Below are 22,892 nucleotides of genomic sequence, written 5' to 3'. Positions count from 1 at the left end.
ATTTGTAAAAGCGTTATTTATTTCTTAATGTCTTTTTTAAATAATCAATAGCATGTATTCCTTTATCTCCACTGCCAAGATAAAATTTTGCTTCTTCTCCTATTTTTTTTACCAATTTAAAATCTTTACTTTTGATAATATTAATCATAAGCTCAAGAAACTCATTTAGATTATTTGATGAAACAATCTTATCATTTTTATCTCTTCCAAAGTTTATAACTTGTCCTATGGTTCCATTTATATTTGGATCTAAATCTATACCAATGTAATTTCCCCACCCATCAGAAGCAAATGGAATCCAATGATCATTAGCATATAAACATTTTATTTTACCTTCATCAATTGATGTACAATATTCATCTAGAGCTTTTTCATTGGTAAATTCACACCACTCTTTCCATGTATATATAAGTACTTCTAGTGATATAAATTGTAATCCTAATATAGCACCTAGATAAACATTTTTCTCCCCATTAGTAATATTTCCATTATTACATTTGTACAGTTCTGCTAATTCACTTGGAAATGAAAATCCTAATACTTGTTCTGCTTTTTTTATTTGCTCATCTGTTATTCCTTTATTAAGATTATTATCATATTTCTTTATTAAAAAACGTCTTCTTAATAACTTATTGTATTCGTTTATAATTTTACTCCAGTTTTCTCTAATGCAATTTGTATTATCTTTCACTTAATTCCTCCCAAAAATTATGTATACTTCAAAATACAATAATGTGTGAAGTTTCATTTTAAATAATGCGGTTTGTTCGCTTTTTCAGTTGTTATGTTAAATAAGAAAAACATGCATTGACTCAACCAAACATTATGTTCGTTTTGTTCAATCAGACAAATTTGGAATTTGCAAAACTTATTTTATCGCTTTTAAATGCTGAATGTGTATTCCTATATGTCCTATACCAATCATGATAGCAGATGCAATCAGCCAAATAACTTTACCATAAATACCTAATAGCAAAAAAGCCCAATGTTCCGAAACATCGACTCAGTCTTTAAAAAAGTCTTCTTTAATCTCATCTTCTGCGTCCCATGTCGACCATGCAGCTTCTAATAAATTACCTTCATTGTCTTTAAAATAAAAATACTTTGCCTCTCCTTTACCTAAAACATTGATATTCTCAACTTCTACTCCATTTTCCTTTAGTATTTTATGAGTGTATTCAATATCTGGGCAATTGATAGCCATTACTGGAAATTTGATGCCATTTCGGATGATTTCAAGCGGCTTGTAATCTTCTGTTTCAATCAATACTACTGCTATAGCATTTTTATGTGGATAATGCAAAACACCAATAAATGACCCTCGATCTTCAAATTTAGTGATTAACTTTAGCCCTAGATTCTTTGTGTACCAATTGATGGAATCTTCCATTTTTGTAGTTGGTAAATATGAATAGCCAACCCTAGTAAATAAAACTTGATTCTTCAATCTAATTTCCTCCCGTTTACATTCTTTTATTTAAGTCACAATATACAACTAATTTAACGCTAGTTAATAATCTAATTATATAATTTTTACCAATACAAATAAAGGAATTTTATTATAGCAATAAATTCATCGGTATCAGTTATTAGTATTTTGTATGCATTTATATTAGAGCCATATTTTTTAAAATCATTAAAAAACCACGACAGAGCTGTCGTGGTTTCCTACATTGACGACACTATTAATTTATCAGGTTTTCAAATTGTTTATATCTTCTATAGTCTGACTCTTTACATTCCATGGATATCAGCACTCCATTGCCGTTATACTCAGTTGATTTGATATTGGCATTCTCCTTAAAGTATGACAAGATATTTCCTTTTTCATAGGGGATTAACATCTGGCAGCAAACCTGCTGTGGGAAGGCCCTTTTGCAAATTTCATTTACTAGCTCATCTATTCCAGCTTTACTTTTGGCGGAAATATATACGCAATCTTTCTCATCTTTTGTGATTTCGCCCGCTGCTAAATCTGTCTTATTATAAGCATAAATAATAGGGATAGTATCTGCACCTAATTCTTTTAATGTGTCCTTTGTAACTTCAATATGCTGTTTATAGTTAGGGTTTGAATAGTCAACTACATGAACTAACATATCAGCTTCAGTAATTTCCTCCAAAGTTGAGCGAAATGCGTTTACAAGCTGGTGAGGCAGCTTACTGATAAATCCTACTGTATCACTTAACAGGAAGGATTTATTATTGGGCAGTTTAATGTTTCTTACATAAGTTTCTAAGGTAGCAAATAACATATCCTTTTCAAATACCTTCTTATCAATTGAAGACCCGTACAAATCAATCATGGAATTCATAATGCTTGACTTACCTGCGTTTGTATATCCTACTAAAGCAACTGCAGGTATTCCTGATTTTTTGCGCTGTTTCCTTTGGTTCTGACGTTGAACTACCAGTGTTTCCAGTTCTGCCTTCAGTCCGCTGATTCTATCCTTAATCTTTCTGTGATGAAGTTCAAGTTTTGATTCTCCTGTACCTCTGTTTATAAACCTGACACTTCCTTCCTGACCAGCCAATGATTCTTCAAGTCCAGTTACTCTGGGCAGAATATATTGTAATTTTGCTATTTCTACTTGCAGCTGTGCTTCTTTGCTTTTAGCTCTCTTAGCCAAAATGTCCAAAATCAGAACCGTTCTATCTATTACCTTGCATTTTAAATCTGTATGAAGATTACGAATTTGCGAAGGCGACAACTCATCATTAAAAATAACCATGTCCACATCTTTCTCATGAATTAATGTAGACAATTCTTGGATTTTTCCCTTACCTAGATAATGAGAGGAATACACTCGCTCTAATTTTTGAGTAATTTTACCAACTACCTCAATATCACATGCATCAGCTAGACTGCACAGCTCACTCATCATATTTAAAAATTCCTTATCATTCTTAAGATTACAGCCTACAATTATTGCTCTTTGTTTTTGTTCCATAAAACCTCCGACCTTCATTGCCATTCACTTTAGACAAATAAAGAGGGTAGTCCTGTCACTACCCCTTTAACATAATCTGATTCATAAAGCTAAAGTTCAAAAATCTTTGTTGCAATATTTTTGCAGAATTCACTGTCATGTTCCACAAACAATAAAGTTGGTGAGTATTCAAGCAGTAACTCTTCTATTTGCATACGTGAGATAACATCAATAAAATTAAGAGGTTCATCCCATATATGCAAATGAGCTTTTTCGCAAAGACTTTTTGCAATGAGCACTTTTTTCTTTTGGCCGCCGCTAAAGGATGACATATCTTTTTCAAATTGCTCTCTGGAAAAATCAAGTTTTCTTAAAATAGCTTTAAAAAGACTTTCATCAATATCATTATTTGAAGCATAATCAGTTAAGTTACCCTTAAGATGCGATGTATCCTGGGACACATAGGATATTTTAAGCTGACTTCCTTTGTTGAAACTACCTGTATAGTTTATATCATCACCACAAATAAGCTTGATAAGGCTTGATTTTCCTGAGCCATTTTTACCTTTAAGTGCAATTCTGTCACCTTTCTCAATACTAAAGCTAACATCTTTACAAACCATGGTATCGTCGTAAAAAATCGAAACATTCTCAAGTTCCACCAGTTTGTTTTTATGATAATTAAGTTGAGAAATCTTCAAGCTGTCGGAGCTTTCAATATTTTTGAGAAGCTTAGACTTTTCTTCAATAGCAGATTGCTGTCTGCTTTCAATTGATTTAGAGCGTTTCATCATTTTAGCAGCCTTGTGACCCACATAACCTTTATCCAGCTTAGAGCCAGAGTTTGTTGTTCCTTTTTTGATTTTTCTACTTCATTGGACCAATTATTTGTTCGTTTAGCAGACTCCGATAAGCGATTAATATCTTTTCTAAGCTTCTCGTTTTCTGCAAGCTCAAAGTTGTCCTGCCTTTGTTTATTTTCCCACCAGCCGGAAAAATTACCTTTTTGGATTTCGATATTTGTCTTATTTATTGAAAGAACATGATCAATACAGTTATCTAAAAAATACCTATCATGTGAAATTAGAATAAATCCCTTCTTTTTTCTAAGGTAATTACTTAGTTTTTTTCTAGCTTCAGCGTCCAAATGATTTGTAGGTTCATCAATAAGCAAGAAGGAGTTCTCCTTCAAAAACATAGCAGCGAGCAATGCCTTGGTCTGTTCTCCTTTTGATAGCGTACAAAACTGCCTATATAAAACATCATCGTCTATATCTAAAAGCGATAACTCTTTCATTATTTCCCAATCCATTGAATTTGGACTGATTTCTCTTATGATATCTATAGTGAAATATTCTTGTTCCTGGACCTCATAAGGAAAATATTCAAAGGTTACATTGGATGAAATATTTCCAGTATACTCATATTTACCAAGTAAAAGATTCAGAAAGGTAGTCTTTCCTCGTCCATTTCTTCCGGTAAAACCCAATTTCCAATCAGTATCAATTTGAAAGTTTACATTTTCAAAAATATTATCATAACTGCCTTCATAAGCGAAGGTCAGGTTTGTTACATTTATTAAAGACATATTTTTATCCTCCTTTGTAATTAAAAGTACCAATAACAAAGTCGGAACATAGGCGACTGGTATTACTCCATATAAATGTCGCCCGAAGTATCCGGCTTTATATGAAGATTATCATGCGTTAGCAAAGTATCTTTATTATTCATTATTTACACTCCCTCCTGCTTATACTCATGATTCGTAAAAAATAAGAGCTGCAAGAAATTATTATTCTTGCAGCTCATAAATACAGCAAAGACAAACCCCTACTAGGGGCGTCACCGGTATATATTTTCTGAGCGAAAAAACAATTAATTTCTTGCATAGGTACAACAAAAAAAGCAGTATTATTCGAACCCACAATTTTGTTATACTTGGTAAAACTAGCAAGAAAAATTAATCATCTTTTCAACTCCAATCATCATATTTGTTCAAATTATATCATACTAACTTTAATAATACAACAAATAAATTAATTTACTTTCCTTGTATATTTAGTATTTTAATAACTCTTTAATAAGTTCAGGTGTGAAGTCATCCATAGTTGGATATTTATCTCTTTTATTCTCATATTCCTCCAATTTATTATATACTGGTTTTAAGTGTTTAAATCCTCCAAACTTTATTTCTTTTGTCATTACTTCTCCCATTGCCCTTTCTTCACCAAACCTATTCTTATAGATTCTTCCTTGTACAGCTCTGACAAAGTTCTCATCTACTATTCTATTCCAAGGCATATCTTGATACATTTTAGAAGCATAATCATTTTTATCTTTAGAACTAGCTAATTTCATTATTAAAGTATTGTTATTTGCTACAGGAGCATTTATGAAATTATGTAAAATCTCATGTATTGAAGTGCTTACAGTTTGCCTTATATCAAATTTTTCAGGATCTCTTGAATAATCGTTAGGTGATTGGAATGTAATAAATATAATAGAATCATCAGATTTAATACTAAAGAATGAGGCCATAAAAGGTCTAAAAAGAGTCATTATGGTTTGATATCCTATATTAACATTTGGATAATATTTATTCTTATTTCCTACATACTTTTCACTATTCTTAATTAAATCTACTATATTAGTATTTTTAATATTATCCTGTATATATTTACCCATATGTGTATATGCCTCAGAATTTTCATTGAAAAACTCTTCTGCCTTTGTATCTGTATAAAATTTTCTTAACCCATTTAAAAATTCATCTATATCTTTTTGACTAGTAAAGATATCATTCATATATGTTTCTTGAAATTTATATATTGGCTTAAGTTCTGGCGAATTAGAGCAGCTAAGTAAAATTCCTATTACATCTCCCCGTACATCATCACCATCGATATATTTTCCAAATTGTTTAATAAACTCATGATCTCTATAAGGTAAAAAATGTTGTTTTGCCTTAATATATAAATCATATTTATCTGTATTTGGCATTATTGTATTGCTCTTAAAATCTTGATATAATGCACCTGCTATAAGACAAGTATCAATCATACGATTTGTATACATACTATAGTTTATATCCTTATTATATTCATAAACTAAACTATTATCTGAAGTCTTTTTAATTTTTTCAGCACTTTCTGAAAAATTTACTGGTTCTGTAGTTACTTTTGACTGCATCTTAGTAGAATTATTATAAGTGTAAAAAGCAGTAGTATTACTGGCTAAAAGTAAGCCTATTATTGCGTATTTTAAATTTAACATAAATATATCCCCCACTTAAACAAAATGATAGCATTCATGATTTATCATTAATATATAATTAAAAATTTTCCAACAAATCCATTATAATCTAAGTGGTAATATTTATCTATATTTAAATTAATTGTTAAGATCTTTTTGTTATATTTTATAGCATATTAATAAAATTAATTAAGGAAACTACGCAGAATCTAATCTTCAAGATACTTTGACTGAAATGGATATTTTGCATAAGCATCTAACAACTCATAAGTAATATTTATAACTTTAGTATAAAACATTACGTCAGGTAATGTTCAAGGGAAATTAGAAATAATTTCACTATAAAACACCGCAAAATTCAAGTTTGAATAATGCGGTGTTCAGGTAAATTGTTCGTCTTTTCAGTTGTACCGTTAAATAAGAAAAATGTGAATTAAGTATCTAATTATTTTATGCCATCTATCGTAATTGAGTATCGGTAACATGTTTTTCCTTATACGGAAACTGTTTTTCGAAAATATTTAATTCTTCATCATCTACTTCAAAAACAGAATCCTCATAGTACTTACCTGAAATTCCTTTAAGAGAATCTTCATACAACTCCAATGCCATGAATTCTTCAAAATTAGCACCCCAAGATGTTTGAATATTATACTCCTCGGCATTTTCAAAACCAAAGCGATGATAATAGTTTGGATTACCAAAAATAATAATTGCGTTATAGCCTAATGTTCTAGCAACATTAATAGAATGCTTTATAAGTAAAGTTCCAATACCTTTACCTTGATAAGAAGGCAATACTCCAATAGGCCCCATGCATAAAACTTGGAACTCTTCATTACCTTCATTAATTATCTTTGCTTTTGAGTAAATAATATTACCAATAGTTACTTCTCCATCACACGCAATAAAATCCAACTCTCGAATAAATGCACTTACTTTTCTAATTTTATGAACAATTAAATGTTCAACACATCCTGGTTTATATACATCCCAAAAGGCCTCTCTAATTATATTCTCTACATTTCTAAAATCATTTTCATTTTCTAATCTAATTGATATATTCATTTTTAATACACTCCTTTGATATGTTATCTTTTTACTTAACCAATTTTATCCGATGACTATCCGCTCTAATACTCCCCCTTCCCAAAGTGGGAGTAAAGAGCCGCTACGTCCCTGGATAACGATTTCTAAGCATCAGGTGGAGTTAAAACTCCATCTGATGCCAAGAACTCTGTTTATGGTGATAAAAGAATAACACGCAAAGTTATAATATATGTTCCAATAGTATCTTTAGCGTGTTATTCAAAAACCACCCTTGATACACTGCTCTTTTTGTTCATCACGAAAACACTTCCTTTCTTTAGGTAATATGAAAATAATACCATATATTCTACAATGATGCAATTTATTAACTATTGTTTAATCCACCAACCTGCTGTGTAATAAACAAACCATCAGGCTTTAATAATCGATAAACTTCATTTATGTCAAAATATTCATGTCTATTTATTATTATATCAAACATTTCGCTTTCAAATGGTAAATGGTTATCATTAAAAACTTGTTTAACATCAATTCCTAATGGCTTAAGTGTCTTTTGGCAAAGTTCAAAATTAGGAGGATATGCTTCTGTAGCAAATGTATTACAATAAGGATGGTTGAGAGTTAACAAGTATTCTCCACCACCTGTCCCCATATCTAACAATATAGAATTAGCATTTAAGTATTGTCGAACTATTTTGTTATAGTTCCAAGGTAAAGATTCTTCTGATGTTCTATTATTAATGTATGAGAAATCCCACCCCTTAAAACTATGTTGTTCTTCTGATAACCAGTATTCCTTTAATTTGATATTGTCCATACAATCGCCCTCTTTTCATAATCTATATTGATGAAAAGCAGTGCAGTTGACTGATAACAAATTATTATATCTCGGTACAATCTACTATCAGATTATATCAACTGCACCGAGTAATTAATTCGCTTTATTCTCTTCATGGAGTTCACTTCCTTTTAACAAGTTTCCTTTGGTACAGCAAGAACAAACATACATTATGTTCATTTTGTTCAGTCAGACAAATTGAAATTTGACAAATTATTATTTGTATACGGATTTTATAAATAATTTTTACTTCGCAGTTTAAGAATGTTGTGAAACATCTTATTTTAGATAATTCTTAAAATATAAATAAATCTATTTTTTTAATTTTAATACAAACATCACCTTCAAAAATAAATTTTACAATCCAAGGCATTAAATTTTTAATAGAAACAAAATCGTCATAACCAAAAGAATTATCATAGTAATTTATTATCGTACCGAGTGCTGTACCATGGCTACCGATTATAATTTTCTTGCCAGTATGTGTTTTCAGCACATTTTGTAAAGCCGATATATTTCTGTTTTGAACTTCATTTAGACATTCACCATCACTAAGTTTATATTTGAAATCGCTCCATTGAGATTTTGAAAATGCTTCAAAATCTTCAATCCAACAACTATCAATTTTACGTTCTCTAAAGTCTTCTACTTGTTCTATAACCATATTATATTTATCAGCAAAATGTTTAATAGTATCTATGGCTCTTTTATATGGACTCGACAAAACTATTTCTATATTTTTGTCAGAAAGATAATTTGTAACAAGTTCACGGTCAACCAATCCTTTTGGAGTTAGTTCACGTGCCAAATCATCATGATTATCATAATTTGGTTCAGCATGTCTGATAAAATATATTTCTGTTTGCACAATAATTCTCTCCTTTATTACATAATAAAAATAATCTTTGCATCATAATAAATTACCGTTGTAACACTAGATAAGAAAATTGTTCATCAGTCAGTCTTAATATTATACTCGTAGTTTTTAGTAACCAGCATTTTTCATTAATTCTAATAAATTTTGAGTTATAGTTCTTTTTAAATCACCATATTTTTCATCTGAATATTCATATTGACTATCATATCTTTGTTCCTTGGGATAAAAATAAGATGGTCTGCACTTATTCTCGTCAGGCTCCCAATCATAACGAGCTTCAATATGTGCATGCAAATAATGGTCTAAATTCATCAAGATAGAATAATTAATTCTTAATGGATTACATGTTTTTATAATAGCATCTCCTATTAATGTCATATCAGTTAAATATTGAGTTCTTTCAGCTAGAGATAATTCATTAAGTGAACTCGCTTTCGGGTATCCAAGAAGAACACAATATCCAGGCAGAAATTGATTATCTCCTATAACAGCAAATCCACTTTTCATTTTTACCATTACTGTAGGATTTTCTCTTCTTTCTGCAGAACCAATCCTATCATTTTTCCAACTACCCATAATATTTATCTCACACATTTCTAAAACTTGTTTTAAAAATCATTTTACATTTGGAAGTGTTCATCGAAGTATCTAAAGGTATTCCATTTGCTATCGCATTTTCAATACTAATTGTATCTTCGATAACTAAATTTTCATCTAATCCTAACTTTCTTGCCATTTTTCTATTAAAAGTATAATAGCTCTCCTTTTGTTCTGGACCTACATGAATAAGACCCTTAAAGTCCATTTCAATCATTTCATAAATTAAGTCTGCTAAATCATCAACATATACAAATGTTTTATATAAATTACTACTTCTATGTATTGTCTGATTTTGAGATAACGAGTCTATTAAATTTGATATTCTTTTATCCCAATTACCCTCTATATCTTGTCCATATAAGGGCCCAGTTCTTATGATTATGTGGTTTTTATGATTTTTAACGATTTCTTCACCCTTTACTTTTGCATTAACGTATCCAGCCACTGGATTACCGCAATTGTAATGGTTTAACAATAATTCTTCTGAATAATTACCCTTTCCTTCAACAAAAGCATCCGTAGATATGTATATGAATTTTGTGGTATTATCAATGTTTCGCATTATATTAATCAATCCAATATCAGTAAGTTCCTTCTCATTATTCCTGTCCAATAAGCACCACACAACAACATCAGGTTTATATTCATTAAATATTTCTTTTACATCGTTTACGTTCTTTACATTCATTCGTTTTAAATTATCATTTTCATACGCTTTATGACATGTTCCTACAACTTTAAAGTTGGCTTGTTTCTTTAATTTAAGATAAACCTTTCCACCTAAAAATCCACTTGCACCTAATATGAGTATTTTTATCACTAAACTAGCCTCCAATATAGAAAGTAATTTAAATTTTTGTTTTTTAAATTACTTCACGTTTAATTACACTTGTGACGCTCATCAAGAAAGTTCCGACAGAACTGAATCTAAAATTATGTTACCTCAACTCTACAAACTTGGAATTTGTCGATATAATTTTACTCACATTCTATCGAATTGCACCATTTTTAAAGTTATCATACCATTGTGCCATTTCTTCGTCACTGTCAATCTCTAATATTTTAAAAATTTCATAAGCGAATTGAACAGCAGCAGTTTCATTTGCAGTAATAACTTTATTGTCAACAACTACCTGTGCAGGGATATAAAACGCTTCTCCCCTATATCCTTTTTGTTTTTGAAATAACTCTAGGCTGTCTCCTGTATGCTTTACATTGTCAAGTACCCCATGCTTGCATAAGAAAGTAGCTGCTCCACAAATAGCGGCTACAGGAATGTGTAATTCCATGAGCTTCTTAATAAATTCTGCAATTTCCCTATGATCATTTTCTTCCCATGAAAGACCACCTGGAAGAATAACCATGGCAAGGTTATTAAAATTCTGATAATCATTTATATTGTAGTCAATAGACGCATTGATGCCGCCCATTGATGTCTTCGGAACATCATCAACTGCAATTGTTTTAACCTCATAATCTGAAAAAGAATTGATAACTGAAATGGCATAACTTGCTTCCCAATCATTCCATCGTTCTGTCAATACAATTAGTACTCCATTTTTAATATTATTCATCATATCCTCCTGTCTTTAGGAAGGTTAGAATATAGTCACCCTCCTCATGTTTTTAAGATATATAATTTTATATTACATCTCCTTCCTTAACAATAAGATATATAAACACAAGATATTCTTGTGAAATAATATTTTTTAATCTATGTTTCAAATTACTATTTATAATACTCAAATTAAAATTGGAATTTGTATTATTTTTTTATTCTAACTTTCTCTTATGTTTTTTTGATTTTGAATAAGTAATACTAAGAATTCTGCTATTACTTCTCTATCATCTATTTTTTCTGTAAAAAAACTGACAATATCATAATCCTCATCTAATACCAAACCAAATTTTTTATCTTGATATTCATAATAAAAATGTATTGTCCATATCATCTTTTGCTTTCCTAAAAATTTAATTTTAGGGTTCATGGCAAACAAATCTTTAAAAAAATTCACTTCAACATATTGTTCATATTTATTAAAATATGCCTGTGGTATGTATTCTTTTAAATTATAGATAAGTTCGAAAATATGCTCTTTTTCTTTATCCAATTTAATCTCTATCATATAAACCCCACCATAAATTACTATTTTTCTATCTAATACAAATTATTATTTGTCTACGGATTTTATAAATAATTTTTACTTCGCAGTTTGAGAATGATGTGAGTCAATTAGTTAAATTGATATTTAATTTAACTTTTCAAAAATTATTTCTTATTCTGCCAAGTTTCACTTGTATGTATATTTATATCTCTTCCATTAATATTTACAATATTATTGTCTACCCATATGACCTTTGGCTTTTCACCCCATTGACCATGATATAAGGTTTTTATATCTTTTTTAATAATCCCAAAATATACTCTTTCTAAGTCTACATATGTATCTCCACCCAATGCACCTTGATCGCTATCTATAGTAATTGCCTTATAGATTTTATCAGGTGAGTATTGTTGGCTAATAACTGTATTGCAGCCAAATTCTCCAATCAATAAACCAAATACCCCAAAAGTAATACAGATTGAGTAAATTAAAATTCCTATTGCTCTTTTCCCTTCCTTTATTCCCTTAAAGAAAAATAAAGGAAATACTACAACCATAGTAATTACCTTAAAGGGTATTCCAGTGAACAAAAGAAGAATTGGTAAAAAGATAAATAATAATAATTTATTGTTTTTATCTTTACTTTTATAAAATGATAAAATAGCACATATCAAACTAATAAAATATAAAACTTTAAGAACATTGCTAATGATAGTATTAATTATTTGAAAACCTGTCATGTTAAATATAACCGCTAAAAAAATAGTAACTATATAGCAAATTAATAGAAATTCGTTCAAACCTTATCGTTTTCCAAAGATGTAATTCTGCACGAAGTTCCTAACCCATCTGTAACACTAAAATCATTAAGCCATTTAACATAAGTTTCTGCATCTTCAACATTCATAGGTGATAAATAAACCCGTTTGCCTATTAATTTTTTAAAATAATTCATTTCTTATCTCACCTCCAAATTCGCTATTAATTACAACTCTGATCTGTACACATGAAAATTATAGCACATTTGTAATACTATTACATAATAGTTTACTATAAAGAATAAATACTTCTTTTTCTATACACTGCATTGTTTAATTTTCAAAGAACATCGTTCGTATTTCCATAACTATATAGTCTTTACCAATACAAATAAAGGAATTTTATTAAAGGAAAAGAGCCTGTACCTAAAAGTAGATGCAGGCTCGTTTGAATTACAAAAGTTGTTTATCTTCTTTTCATTACTTAATTAAACTTAATCGGAATGTTCCAAGGGCCTTTCTTTTCAGTTATTGGATTTTTTAAAACTAACTTTAGCTGTTTTTCATCTTTATAAACATTAATTTCATAATCTCCAGGAGAACTATAAAACTCTCTTTGCTTTCCTGAGCCAATCTCTTCCCCAATACCATCTGCGTCAAGTTTAAAACTTACAAGAGTTTCTGGCAATTCCTTGTTATAGTTCACATCTACTCCAATCTTTAGTTTAGCATCACTAGTTCTTTCTATCAGTAAATTCACAGGGAATCCTGATAAATTAACAACCTTATTTAAAGGTGCCTCACCAACTTTAGGAAGATCAATAGTACATTCTGTTTTTGAGTTATACTCCATTAAAATTCTAGGAATAGTTAACGTATATTCTTTTTCTAGATTTTTTCCAACCTTAAAATAATACTCATGATCCAATAATGTTACATTTCTTGTTTCAAATCCCATATATTTATTTCCAGCACTATCTTTAAGATATATTTGACTATGGTCAATATAATGCTTTTCGTGTTCTTTAGAAGTAAATTTAAAATCTAAAGGTAAGACAAATACTGCGTATTGTAATACTTTCTTTAAATCATATTTAGGGCTAAAAACGCCTATCCTTAGCTTATCATCTTCTAAGGAAGGAATGGCTGTTACACTTACATCATTAGCAGTAGCAGTAGGTCCTAGATCTGAAACATTTTTAATATCATTAACTTTTTCAAGAGAAACAGGAACTTTTAAATTTTTAGGTAATATAACACTCCAGTTTTTACTAATTGATATTTTCCCATTATATTTATATACTACACACCAAGCAGTTTTATCAAAATGTGCAACACTTCCTTTTCTCCATATTCTATACCTTTCGCCTTTATCATTTTGCAACACTATGGTCCATAGCTCAGGCATATTTTCTCCTTCAACTATTATTGACGCGCTTTTGCTATCTAAAGCTATAGCATTTATAACAATCTTTCCGTTACCATATTGTGCTTCTGCTCTTTTTGTAAGCATATATTTTTCTCCATTATCTTCGACTGACTCTACAACCCCCATGCCTTGTATAAATTGCAATTTTCCCTTTATATTTGCCAATGCTGTTGGATTGTACATTATTAAAGACAGCATAAAGATTGCAGCTATTGACGCTGCTATAGCGACACCTTTAACAGATATCTTCCTTTCTCTATTCACTTTAATATTCTTAAAAACTCTAGTTTTAATCTCTTTTATATCTTTTTCCGTTACTTCAATATTATCTAAGTTAAGCTCTTCTTCTGAAATTTTCACATTATTTAAGATATCAAATAATTCTTCTTCATTAATTGACTCCTGAGTATAAGAATCTCTTACTTCTTTCATTATATCAAGCCCTCCTCTACCTTAAATAACATTTTTTCCTTTAGACGTTTTCTACCTCTCCATAGTCTATTGTCTACAGCTTGTCTAGTTAATCCTAAACTCTTAGCTATATCATCAATTGGTTCCTCTAAAAAATACCTTCTTATAAAAATCTCACAGTCAACTTCACCAAGCTCTTTAATAACTTTAATAATTTCACTTTTTCTCTCCAAACTTATTATGTACTCCTCTGTATCATTATCTGCTTTTATGTCATATTCATTTATATCTTCCATATTAGAATTTTTTATTAACTTTTTTCTATAATCTATTGCCTTATATTTTGAAATAGCAATAATCCAAGATTTAAATGCAGCTTTTTCCTTATCATAAGTTTTAATATTGTACCAAATCGCTGTAAATATATCGCTTACGCACTCTTGAATAGAATCTTTATCTTCAGATAAATTTAATACACTATTAACTACCTTATAGACTAATTTACCATAAGTATCAATTGCGTATTCTAAAGCTGCAGGATTACCATTCCCAATTTCCTCTGTTAAGTTATTTTCAGTAATCTTCAATTTTTTAATCACCTCGATTATAATTTTTGTCATTTAGAACTGTTAACTGCTTCTCATATTAATAATACTGTTTAATATTTCAAAATCTCCCACATATTTAGAAATAACTTTAAATCAAGAACTATTTTATTATAATTTTCCCCAAAATAAAACAAGAGCATTTCTACTCTTGTTTGTATGCAAAATTCAAAATGTAAAAACATCTTGACATTTTAGTTAACAATTTAGTATTATGAATATACAACTAATGTAAAGAACTTTTTACATTTTAGGGGGAGGTATACTCTATGGGTTTCTTTAGACAAGAAGATGAAATGGATAAATATATTGCCTTAAAAAGCCTAAAAATTTCATATTGGCTTACAGTATTGTTCTTATTGATATGGGGTATTATAGACCTTGTAAGAGGCAATAGACATAGTGTGGCTTTAGCATTATTTTGCTTTCAAAATTTATTACTTGTATTTTTTGACCGATATTATAGAAGGAAATTATGTGAAGGAAATGAGGAATAAAGTTAAAGAGTTTAGAAAGCAACTCAAATTAACTCAAGACGAATTAGCACAAAAACTTGATGTAACAAGACAAACAATTAATGCAATTGAAAACAACAAATACAACCCTACACTTGAATTAGCAATTAAAATGGCAAAGTTTTTGGGTGTACCTGTTGAACAATTATTTTTTCTTGATTGATAACAGCATTTCCATTGTAAGTGCTGTTATTTAGTTTAAAATTCCTACCAAATAAAAAGAGCATTTTGAACTGACCCTAAAAAATTAGACAAAACTATCACGCAATTTTTAGGGACTAGATTCTGTACTACACAGCATAAAAATATTATACACTAAGAAGTACCATAGATATTTAATGCTCTTAATGTAAGCTGATAAATTTAAAAATAAATGCTAAATTATATTGAAATTTTTCCATATTATAATCACTATTGATGAAAAAATTACCCAAACTATACTTGATACTAAAATAGAATTAAATATATTATATTTTTTTAAAGTAAAATTTAATACTAAAAGAAAAATTACAAAGGGTATAGCCGATAACATAGCAAAATATGTTGTTACTCGAACTTTTGAAACTCCTTGTTCTATATACATGAAATAATACGCAAGAATGCTTAGGCCAGGAAAACTTAATACTAATCCAGCAATATAATAATTATGTGTTTTTGATATATAATGAACAGCAATCATAATAATAACAGCTACAATACATTTTATAAATAAATCCAATTATAATCTCTTCTTTCATTTATTGACTTATCCTTCTAAAGGCATTTTAGGTCCTGTTAAATTCAACTGATAAAAAGCAAGGTCCAGCCATTTACCAAATTTGAGGCCTGCTTTTGTTACTGTACCGGAATACTTAAATCCTATTTTCTCATGCATTTTTATACTACCTTCATTTGCTGCATCAATTCCAGCGACAAGTGTTGCATATTCTCTTTTATCAGCAATTTTTATTATCTCTTTCATTAATTTTGTTGCAATACCCTGATTCCTATAATCCTTATGAACATATATGGAATGCTCTATTGTATATTTATATGCTGGCCATTCTCTAAAAGGGCCAAATGTAGCAAATCCAATAACCTTATCATTTTCTTCAAATACTAACACTGGATACCCATCTTGCTTCTTTTTTTCATACCATTGTTTTCTCTCTTCAAGAGTCTGAATTTTATAAGCATAGATCGCTGTTGTGTTTAATATAGCATCGTTATAAATTTCTAAAATATCCTTTAGATCTTCTTCACTTGCTTCCCTTATCATTTTTTTACCCCTTTTACAATAAATTCGCTTTTTTATATTTTAGCATCTTCCAATGCAAACCGTAAAATTGACTTTATTAATCGTCTGCTATAGAATAAAGTTATAGCAAAACATTCGGCAGAATGGGATAATGAAAGGTGATGACATGACACTGCAACAATTTCGGTATATAGTAGAGATTTCCAAGCATAATTCTATTAGTAAAGCAGCCTCTGCACTTTACGTGACTCAGCCCAGTATCAGCAAAGCAGTACGGGAAATGGAAAATGATTTAGGAATTACTATTCTAGATAGAACAAACAAAGGAGTTGTTTTCACAAAGGAAGGCACGGAATTATTATTCTACGCTAAAATGCTTCTAGAACAAGCAGAGTCCGTCGCCTATCATTTTAATAAGCAGAAGATAATGGATTTAACAAAGTTTTCTATCTCTTCTCAACATTATGGCTTTGCTATAGAGGCTGTTGCAAATCTGATGAATTATTTTGCAGAACGGAAATATGAGTTGACGATTCGGGAAGGAAAGACAACCGAGGTGATTGAAGACGTGTGTGCTAGCAGAAGTATCCTTGGAATTTTATCTCTAACTGATTTAAATAAGGGCTTTTTTGAACGTTATTTTACCTCAAACTCATTAGTCTTTACTCCCCTCGCTTCGCTGAAGCAACACGTCTTTCTTCGAAAAGAACATCCTCTAGCTAATCTCAGATCCATTACCTTGGAACAGTTAAAGAACTATCCGTATCTAACTTACCAGCAGGGCGATGTACTGCTTCATTTTGCGGAAGAAGCCATCAATGTGGACAATATCGGGAAACTGGTCTATCTTAAGGATCGAGGCACCATGAATGATCTCCTATCAAATACAGATGGCTATAACCTGGGAACCGGCTGTATTGCGGATAATTACATAAACCCCAATATTATTTCTATCCCTTTGGAAGGAAGCAATCTGATTCAAGTTGGCTTTGTGAAGCGAAAGGATGTATTTTTATCAGAAGAGCTTTTGTTATACATTGATTTTTTGACAGCAGCTCTGGCAAAATCTGAACCAAAAACTTTATTATAATTTTCCTCAAAATAAAAAATGGAGACCCCTTTGAGTCCCCACTATGTTGACACATACGAAGAATGCGTCTTAAATATTAAGTTCTTTTTAAGATATAATTCCCAACATGAAAACCATAGCGTTCATAAAAAGATAATGCTTCATCATTTGCATAGACTACATTAATTTCAATGTTTGTTATTGAATTAGATTCAAACCATTTTAAAGCATTCTTCATAAGTTTGTCTCCTAATTTAAACTTACGATACTGCTTTTCGATATATATAGATTCTATTTCTCCTAAATTATCTTCAATTGAACTTAAACAATACCCTACATAATTCCCAGTGTAACTGTCTAAAAGCATATCAATTTTTATTATACCTTTCTCTGCCTTTCTATAAATAGATTCTATTCTTTTATCAAAGGTAAATTTCTCATATTTACTCTTAAAATAAACTGATTTATCAAAATGAATTGAATTAAGTTTTTCCCATAATGGCTTTATAAGGTTAACTTCTGTTATATTTTTCTCAACTAAGCAAATCTCCATAAAGATTCCCCCCTATACATTATCTAACGATTGCTGAAACTTATAAGAATATCTTAATTTGCTATTATCGATTTTCGTTAGTTAAATTCATTTCTTGTAATCTTTTCTCTGCTGCTTTAATTGCTTCAGCGCCTGTTTTAGTCAATACATTGATACCTTTCACAATTGTTACAATTACAAATGCTTCTACTAATTCTTCCATGGTTAAGCCTGCTTCTATAGCAGCAACAGCATGTGCCTTAGCACCACTTACTTCATCATCTAAACTATCTAATATCGTGAAAATTAATTCTCTTGTCTTTTTAGGCAAATGTCCATTTTGAATAGATTCACGCATTACTAAAAATCCTTTTAATCCATCTGGAGAATATTTAGAGAGTACTTCAGCAAAAGGTGGATTCCATTTCATTTCATTCTTATAATAGTTAAGTATACTTTGAAAATCGTTCATAACTAAATTTAACCTCCGTTTTATATCTAGTGTTTATTCATATACACTAATTGACTTTATTTGTTTTATACATAAACTACATGTAATCTATGTAGATGTAGTTATACACAGAAAACTACTGTGCATAACTTATTAATAACTTGTTGTTAGTTCGGCTTATACGAAAAATGTGACACAATTACAACTGCTATTAGTCCTATAATTTTACTAATCATTTATTTTTATCCTAAAATACTTTTCAAGTATGTCATCTATTTCCTCTTTATTTTTTAACTCGACTTTTTTTATTACTTTTGCATTTTCATAAAATTTTAAAGTGTCGCCTATAAGTGTAATATTAGATGTGTCAGTAAAAATTGATATCTTTTTATAACCAATAAAAAGCGATTGTGGATGTTTTTCACAGAAGAAAGACGGCATAACATAATCAATATCCAGTTGGGGTTCTTCTGTAAAGCCATAAATTCTTTTCCAACTTTTACTTTGCTCCTTCTGCCAAAGAGTATGTCCATAAAAGTCGTCATGCCCAAATTTATATTCACTTACACCGTCATTTTGTATTAATCCATCTATCAATTTAAGTGCCATTCTAGGTGATTCACTTCTCACACCCACGTCACATATATAGATGCCATCATTCGTTGTAACTTTAAGTATGCGATGGCTTCGCATCTTAATAGTAGTCTCATCATTCGCAAAACGCCCTGCCAAGTTTGTAACATTAAATCCAAGGCTTTTTAACAAATTGCTATATAATCCATTTAGTTCAAAGCAATACCCACCCCTATGTTTTAATATCATTTTTTTGAATAAGTCTTCTGCATTAAGAGACAGCGGAACTTGATTTAAAATATCTAAGTTTTCATATGGAATATTCTTTAAATGAGCAATTTGTAATTGTTGAAGTGTCTTTCCGTTCAATTCAATCTTCTTATTGTACCCAATCTTACGTAAGTAAATATTGATTTGCTCTTCAGTGTATATCATAGTTGATGTTCTCCTTATTATATTATAGATAATTTTTAAATACATCCCAATGACGTATATTTAAATTGTAAATCATTACCCCACGTAAGGTGCAAGCCTAATTGTAAAATTAAGTTATGTCTAAACCATACAAAAATTAATCATGTATAATTAAATCCATTATAGGAAAATTTACTACTAGTACTAATATAAATAGTTAAAGGAGTAAATGTCTTATGAGTGAAACTATATTAGAAAAATCAGAAGGTAGAGTAAGCTATCATGATTCAGTAGAAGAAATGCTTAAAAGAATTAGAGAAGATGGAATGTCTAATGCATTTGACAGATATGCACAGCAGGAGAAAATCAGATGCAAGTTTTGTCTTGAAGGTTTAAGTTGCCAACTATGCTCAAATGGTCCTTGCAGAATAAGTGAAAAAACAGGTCAGACTAAAGGAGTCTGCGGAATAGCTGCTGATGCAATGGCAATGAGAAATTTTCTTCTCAAAAACATAATGGGAGCAGGTACATATAGTCATCATGCCTATGAGGCATTCAGAACATTAAAAGCTACAGCTGAAGGAAAGACTCCATTTAAGATTACAGATGTTGATAAGCTTAAATGGATGTGTGAAAAGGTAGGCATAAACACAAATCAGGAAATTAATGATATGGCTATAGAATTAGCTATTCTACTTGAGGATCAACAAAGGATTGGTGTGGAAGATAATAATATTATGGTTGAAGCCTTTGCTCCAAAAAGAGAAAGGAACTATGGAAGAAACTAGACATATATCCTGGAGGAACAGTACATGAAGAACAAAATTGTGTTGCCAGTTGTCTTACAAATGTAGATGGAAGCCATGTTTCTTTAGCAATGAAAGCTCTTAGACTAGGTATAGCTACCATATATAATACTCAGATAGGGCTAGAAATGGTTCAAGATATATTGTTCGGAACCCCAAAGCCACATGAAGTTAATATGGATTTAGGAGTCATGGATCCTGAGTATATAAATATAGTGTTTAATGGCCATCAACCTTGGCCTGGAGTTGCTACCATATTAAAAGCAAGAACACAAGAAGTTCAGGAAAAAGCAAAAGCTGCTGGAGCTAAAGGCCTTAGAATAGTAGGTTCCATAGAAACAGGTCAAGAGTTATTACAGAGATTCGAAATGGATGATGTATTTGTAGGTCACATGGGAAACTGGCTTACTATAGAACCATTACTAGCTACTGGTTCTGTAGATGTCTTTGCAATGGAAGAAAACTGCTCACCTCCAGCTATCGATATGTATGCTGAGAAATATCAAATAACCTTGGTATCTGTAAGTACTATCATTGACTTGCCAGGAATTAGTGAAAAAATTCCTTACGATCCTTCACAAGTTGGTACCATGGCAGATAGATTAATTGAACTTGGTATAGAAAACTTTAAGAAGAGAAAAGAAAGAAAAATTCAACCGATGGTTCCTAAAAAAGTTCAAAAAGCTATAGCTGGTTTCTCTACTGAAGCTGTTTTAGGTGCCCTTGGTAATAAGCTCGATCCATTAGTAGATGTAATAGCTGCTGGAAAGATTAAAGGAGTTGTGGCTCTTGCAAACTGTTCTACCCTAAGAAATGGTCCTCAAGATTGGGTAACAATAAATCTTACAAAAGAACTTATAAAGAAAGATATATTAGTTGTCAGCGGAGGCTGTGGAAACCACGCTCTTGAGGTTGCTGGACTGTGTACAGTAGAAGCAGCTAACGAGTTAGCTGGTGAAGGATTAAAAGAAGTATGTAATATGCTAAAAATTCCTCCAGTACTAAGCTTTGGAACTTGTACAGATACAGGAAGAATATCTATGCTTGTTACTGCCCTTGCAGATCACTTGGATGTTGATGTATCTGACCTTCCAATAGCTGTTACAGCACCAGAGTGGATGGAACAAAAGGCAACTATAGACGGCATTTTCGCATTAGCTTATGGAGCTTATACTCATCTATCTCCTACTCCTTTCATGACAGGAGCTCCTCAGCTAGTAGAGCTTTTAACTAACAAAGCAGAAGATGTAACAGGTGGAAAAATTGCATTAGGCGATGACCCTGTTGAAGTAGCCAATAATATAGAAGCTCATATTATCAAAAAAGAAAAGGTTTAGGATTAAGTTAGCAATTAAAATAGCAAAGTTTTTGGGTGTACCCGTTGAACAATTATTTTTCTTGATTGATAGCAGCATTTTCATTATAAATGCTGCTATTTAGTTTGCTTTCTAATTCTATCTATATAAAACCTCTTCGCTGTAACAATTCCTTAGTATCATTCCACAATCTATTTTGCATAATCATATCAGCACCAGGATATATAGGAGTAATAGACTTACCAGTCCCAACATTGAAATATCCTCCAGTTACACCGTGATATTGATGCCCAACAGCCAGACGAACAATTATATCAGCTCCTTTACGTGGATCTCCAATATGAAAAAATTTTAATATGCGTTCAAGCACTGAAGCAAATCGGAGCTCACGTCCAAGACCAGTAACATTAAACCCTGGATTAAGTGCATTAACTGTAACCCCTGTTCCAGAGAGTTGACGTGATAGCTCAGCAGTAAACATGATATTAAATAGTTTAGTTTTTCCATAAAGCATAGATGAACCTCTAGCTGTAAATTTAGTTGTATCTGTTAAATCCTCTGGAAGCTTAAGTTCACCATGATTACGTGATGCTTCAGATGCCACGTTTACAATTCGAGCATTTTCTGATTTCATTAAAGATTGTAGTAAAGTATGTGTCAATAGCCATGGAGCCAAGTAGTTCACTGCTATCATTTCTGAAAAACCCTCTGAGGTTATACGCTGCTCAAATGCATGCAATCCTGCATTGTTTACAAGTACATCAATTTTAGGATATGCAACTTTAATTTCCTGTCCAATTCTTTCCACATCCTTCATCAAGGACAGGTCTCCGAAAAAAAAGTTCACTTTAGTTTTTGGTGCAATACTCTCTAATATTTTCCTAGTTGTTTCTGCTCGAGTCTTGCTTCTCGCTATCAAAACAAGATGAGCACCTTGTTTTGCTAACTCGATTGCCACTAATTGACCAAGTCCGCTAGTTCCACCAGTAATTACAACAGTTGGACATGTGTTCATATTTTACCTCCTTATAGTAAGTGTACATTTTATGCCTATAATTTACATTTTAAATTATTGAAATGCTGTGCATCTTTTGCTTGACATAATTTAACACAATAAATATACT

At 30.8% G+C, this 22,892-nt stretch carries 23 protein-coding genes and 2 pseudogenes; 4 read left to right on the top strand and 21 right to left on the bottom strand.

Annotated features, from left to right (window positions below; genetic code table 11):
* Positions 1-13 precede the first annotated feature (13 nt).
* The 15 genes and pseudogenes from RCG18_RS19325 to RCG18_RS19255 form a co-directional block, all read right to left on the bottom strand.
* Positions 14-691 carry an SMI1/KNR4 family protein gene (locus tag RCG18_RS19325; RefSeq protein ID WP_308037660.1) on the bottom strand — a complete coding sequence of 226 codons (678 nt, stop codon included), beginning with the start codon at positions 689-691 and terminating at the stop codon, positions 14-16.
* Between the two features lie 312 nt (positions 692-1,003).
* Positions 1,004-1,447, bottom strand: coding sequence for a VOC family protein (locus RCG18_RS19320; protein ID WP_308037659.1), 444 nt, complete (start codon positions 1,445-1,447; stop codon positions 1,004-1,006).
* Between the two features lie 238 nt (positions 1,448-1,685).
* Entirely contained in the window at positions 1,686-2,951 is a 1,266-nt protein-coding gene (gene hflX / locus RCG18_RS19315; RefSeq protein WP_308037658.1) for a GTPase HflX, read from the bottom strand.
* A gap of 89 nt (positions 2,952-3,040) precedes the next feature.
* Positions 3,041-4,518: pseudogene (locus tag RCG18_RS19310) on the bottom strand (Lsa family ABC-F type ribosomal protection protein).
* 470 nt (positions 4,519-4,988) lie between these two features.
* Positions 4,989-6,203, bottom strand: coding sequence for a DUF4932 domain-containing protein (locus RCG18_RS19305; RefSeq protein ID WP_308037657.1), 1,215 nt, complete (start codon positions 6,201-6,203; stop codon positions 4,989-4,991).
* Positions 6,204-6,641: 438 nt separating this feature from the next.
* On the bottom strand, positions 6,642-7,250 hold the full coding sequence (locus RCG18_RS19300; RefSeq protein WP_308037656.1) for an N-acetyltransferase: 609 nt from the start codon (positions 7,248-7,250) through the stop codon (positions 6,642-6,644).
* Positions 7,251-7,596: 346 nt separating this feature from the next.
* Entirely contained in the window at positions 7,597-8,049 is a 453-nt protein-coding gene (locus tag RCG18_RS19295; RefSeq protein WP_308037655.1) for a class I SAM-dependent methyltransferase, read from the bottom strand.
* Positions 8,050-8,365: 316 nt separating this feature from the next.
* On the bottom strand, positions 8,366-8,938 hold the full coding sequence (locus RCG18_RS19290) for a histidine phosphatase family protein (protein ID WP_308037654.1): 573 nt from the start codon (positions 8,936-8,938) through the stop codon (positions 8,366-8,368).
* A 117-nt stretch (positions 8,939-9,055) separates the two neighbouring features.
* Positions 9,056-9,523, bottom strand: coding sequence for a hypothetical protein (locus RCG18_RS19285; protein WP_308037653.1), 468 nt, complete (start codon positions 9,521-9,523; stop codon positions 9,056-9,058).
* 10 nt (positions 9,524-9,533) lie between these two features.
* On the bottom strand, positions 9,534-10,367 hold the full coding sequence (locus RCG18_RS19280) for a sugar nucleotide-binding protein (RefSeq protein ID WP_308037652.1): 834 nt from the start codon (positions 10,365-10,367) through the stop codon (positions 9,534-9,536).
* Between the two features lie 169 nt (positions 10,368-10,536).
* Positions 10,537-11,124, bottom strand: coding sequence for a type 1 glutamine amidotransferase family protein (locus RCG18_RS19275; protein ID WP_308037651.1), 588 nt, complete (start codon positions 11,122-11,124; stop codon positions 10,537-10,539).
* Positions 11,125-11,325: 201 nt separating this feature from the next.
* Positions 11,326-11,673, bottom strand: coding sequence for a hypothetical protein (locus RCG18_RS19270; RefSeq protein ID WP_308037650.1), 348 nt, complete (start codon positions 11,671-11,673; stop codon positions 11,326-11,328).
* A gap of 143 nt (positions 11,674-11,816) precedes the next feature.
* The gene (locus RCG18_RS19265; protein ID WP_308037649.1) at positions 11,817-12,209 is read right to left on the bottom strand and encodes a DUF5412 family protein; all 393 of its coding nucleotides are present in this window, start codon (positions 12,207-12,209) and stop codon (positions 11,817-11,819) included.
* Positions 12,210-12,894: 685 nt separating this feature from the next.
* Entirely contained in the window at positions 12,895-14,271 is a 1,377-nt protein-coding gene (locus RCG18_RS19260; protein ID WP_308037648.1) for a hypothetical protein, read from the bottom strand.
* On the bottom strand, positions 14,271-14,837 hold the full coding sequence (locus tag RCG18_RS19255) for a sigma-70 family RNA polymerase sigma factor (RefSeq protein ID WP_308037647.1): 567 nt from the start codon (positions 14,835-14,837) through the stop codon (positions 14,271-14,273). Before RCG18_RS19255 ends, RCG18_RS19260 begins: the two co-directional genes overlap by 1 nt.
* 287 nt (positions 14,838-15,124) lie before the next feature.
* Between RCG18_RS19255 and RCG18_RS19250 the strand changes: the two genes are divergently transcribed.
* On the top strand, positions 15,125-15,352 hold the full coding sequence (locus tag RCG18_RS19250; protein WP_308037646.1) for a hypothetical protein: 228 nt from the start codon (positions 15,125-15,127) through the stop codon (positions 15,350-15,352).
* Positions 15,342-15,533, top strand: coding sequence for a helix-turn-helix transcriptional regulator (locus RCG18_RS19245; protein ID WP_308037645.1), 192 nt, complete (start codon positions 15,342-15,344; stop codon positions 15,531-15,533). The genes RCG18_RS19250 and RCG18_RS19245 overlap by 11 nt, the downstream gene beginning before the upstream one ends.
* 213 nt (positions 15,534-15,746) lie before the next feature.
* On the opposite strand, the gene RCG18_RS19240 is transcribed toward RCG18_RS19245, so the two are convergent.
* The gene (locus RCG18_RS19240) at positions 15,747-16,088 is read right to left on the bottom strand and encodes a GlpM family protein (RefSeq protein WP_308037644.1); all 342 of its coding nucleotides are present in this window, start codon (positions 16,086-16,088) and stop codon (positions 15,747-15,749) included.
* Positions 16,089-16,115: 27 nt separating this feature from the next.
* Positions 16,116-16,628: an N-acetyltransferase family protein gene (locus RCG18_RS19235; RefSeq protein ID WP_308037643.1), complete on the bottom strand. Its 513-nt coding sequence runs from the start codon at positions 16,626-16,628 to the stop codon at positions 16,116-16,118.
* 130 nt (positions 16,629-16,758) lie between these two features.
* Between RCG18_RS19235 and RCG18_RS19230 the strand changes: the two genes are divergently transcribed.
* On the top strand, positions 16,759-17,697 hold the full coding sequence (locus RCG18_RS19230) for a LysR family transcriptional regulator (RefSeq protein ID WP_308037642.1): 939 nt from the start codon (positions 16,759-16,761) through the stop codon (positions 17,695-17,697).
* Positions 17,698-17,773: 76 nt separating this feature from the next.
* Here RCG18_RS19230 and RCG18_RS19225 read toward each other — a convergent pair whose 3' ends face one another.
* The 3 genes from RCG18_RS19225 to RCG18_RS19215 form a co-directional block, all read right to left on the bottom strand.
* Positions 17,774-18,229, bottom strand: coding sequence for a GNAT family N-acetyltransferase (locus RCG18_RS19225; RefSeq protein WP_308037641.1), 456 nt, complete (start codon positions 18,227-18,229; stop codon positions 17,774-17,776).
* 64 nt (positions 18,230-18,293) lie between these two features.
* Positions 18,294-18,680 (bottom strand): carboxymuconolactone decarboxylase family protein, encoded by a 387-nt coding sequence (locus RCG18_RS19220; protein WP_308037640.1) that lies wholly within the window; start codon positions 18,678-18,680, stop codon positions 18,294-18,296.
* A gap of 207 nt (positions 18,681-18,887) precedes the next feature.
* On the bottom strand, positions 18,888-19,667 hold the full coding sequence (locus tag RCG18_RS19215; protein WP_308037639.1) for an arylamine N-acetyltransferase: 780 nt from the start codon (positions 19,665-19,667) through the stop codon (positions 18,888-18,890).
* Positions 19,668-19,882: 215 nt separating this feature from the next.
* Between RCG18_RS19215 and cooS the strand changes: the two are divergent.
* Positions 19,883-21,800: pseudogene (gene cooS, locus RCG18_RS19210) on the top strand (anaerobic carbon-monoxide dehydrogenase catalytic subunit).
* Positions 21,801-21,910: 110 nt separating this feature from the next.
* Here cooS and RCG18_RS19205 read toward each other — a convergent pair.
* Positions 21,911-22,783 carry an SDR family NAD(P)-dependent oxidoreductase gene (locus RCG18_RS19205; RefSeq protein ID WP_308037638.1) on the bottom strand — a complete coding sequence of 291 codons (873 nt, stop codon included), beginning with the start codon at positions 22,781-22,783 and terminating at the stop codon, positions 21,911-21,913.
* Between the last annotated feature and the right edge of the window lie 109 nt (positions 22,784-22,892).

The sequence above is a fragment of the Clostridium sp. OS1-26 genome (assembly GCF_030915445.1).
GTDB lineage: Bacteria > Bacillota > Clostridia > Clostridiales > Clostridiaceae > Clostridium_AM.
The sequence above is the reverse complement of the archived record's forward strand: the minus strand, read 5'-3'. Positions and strand labels throughout refer to the sequence as shown.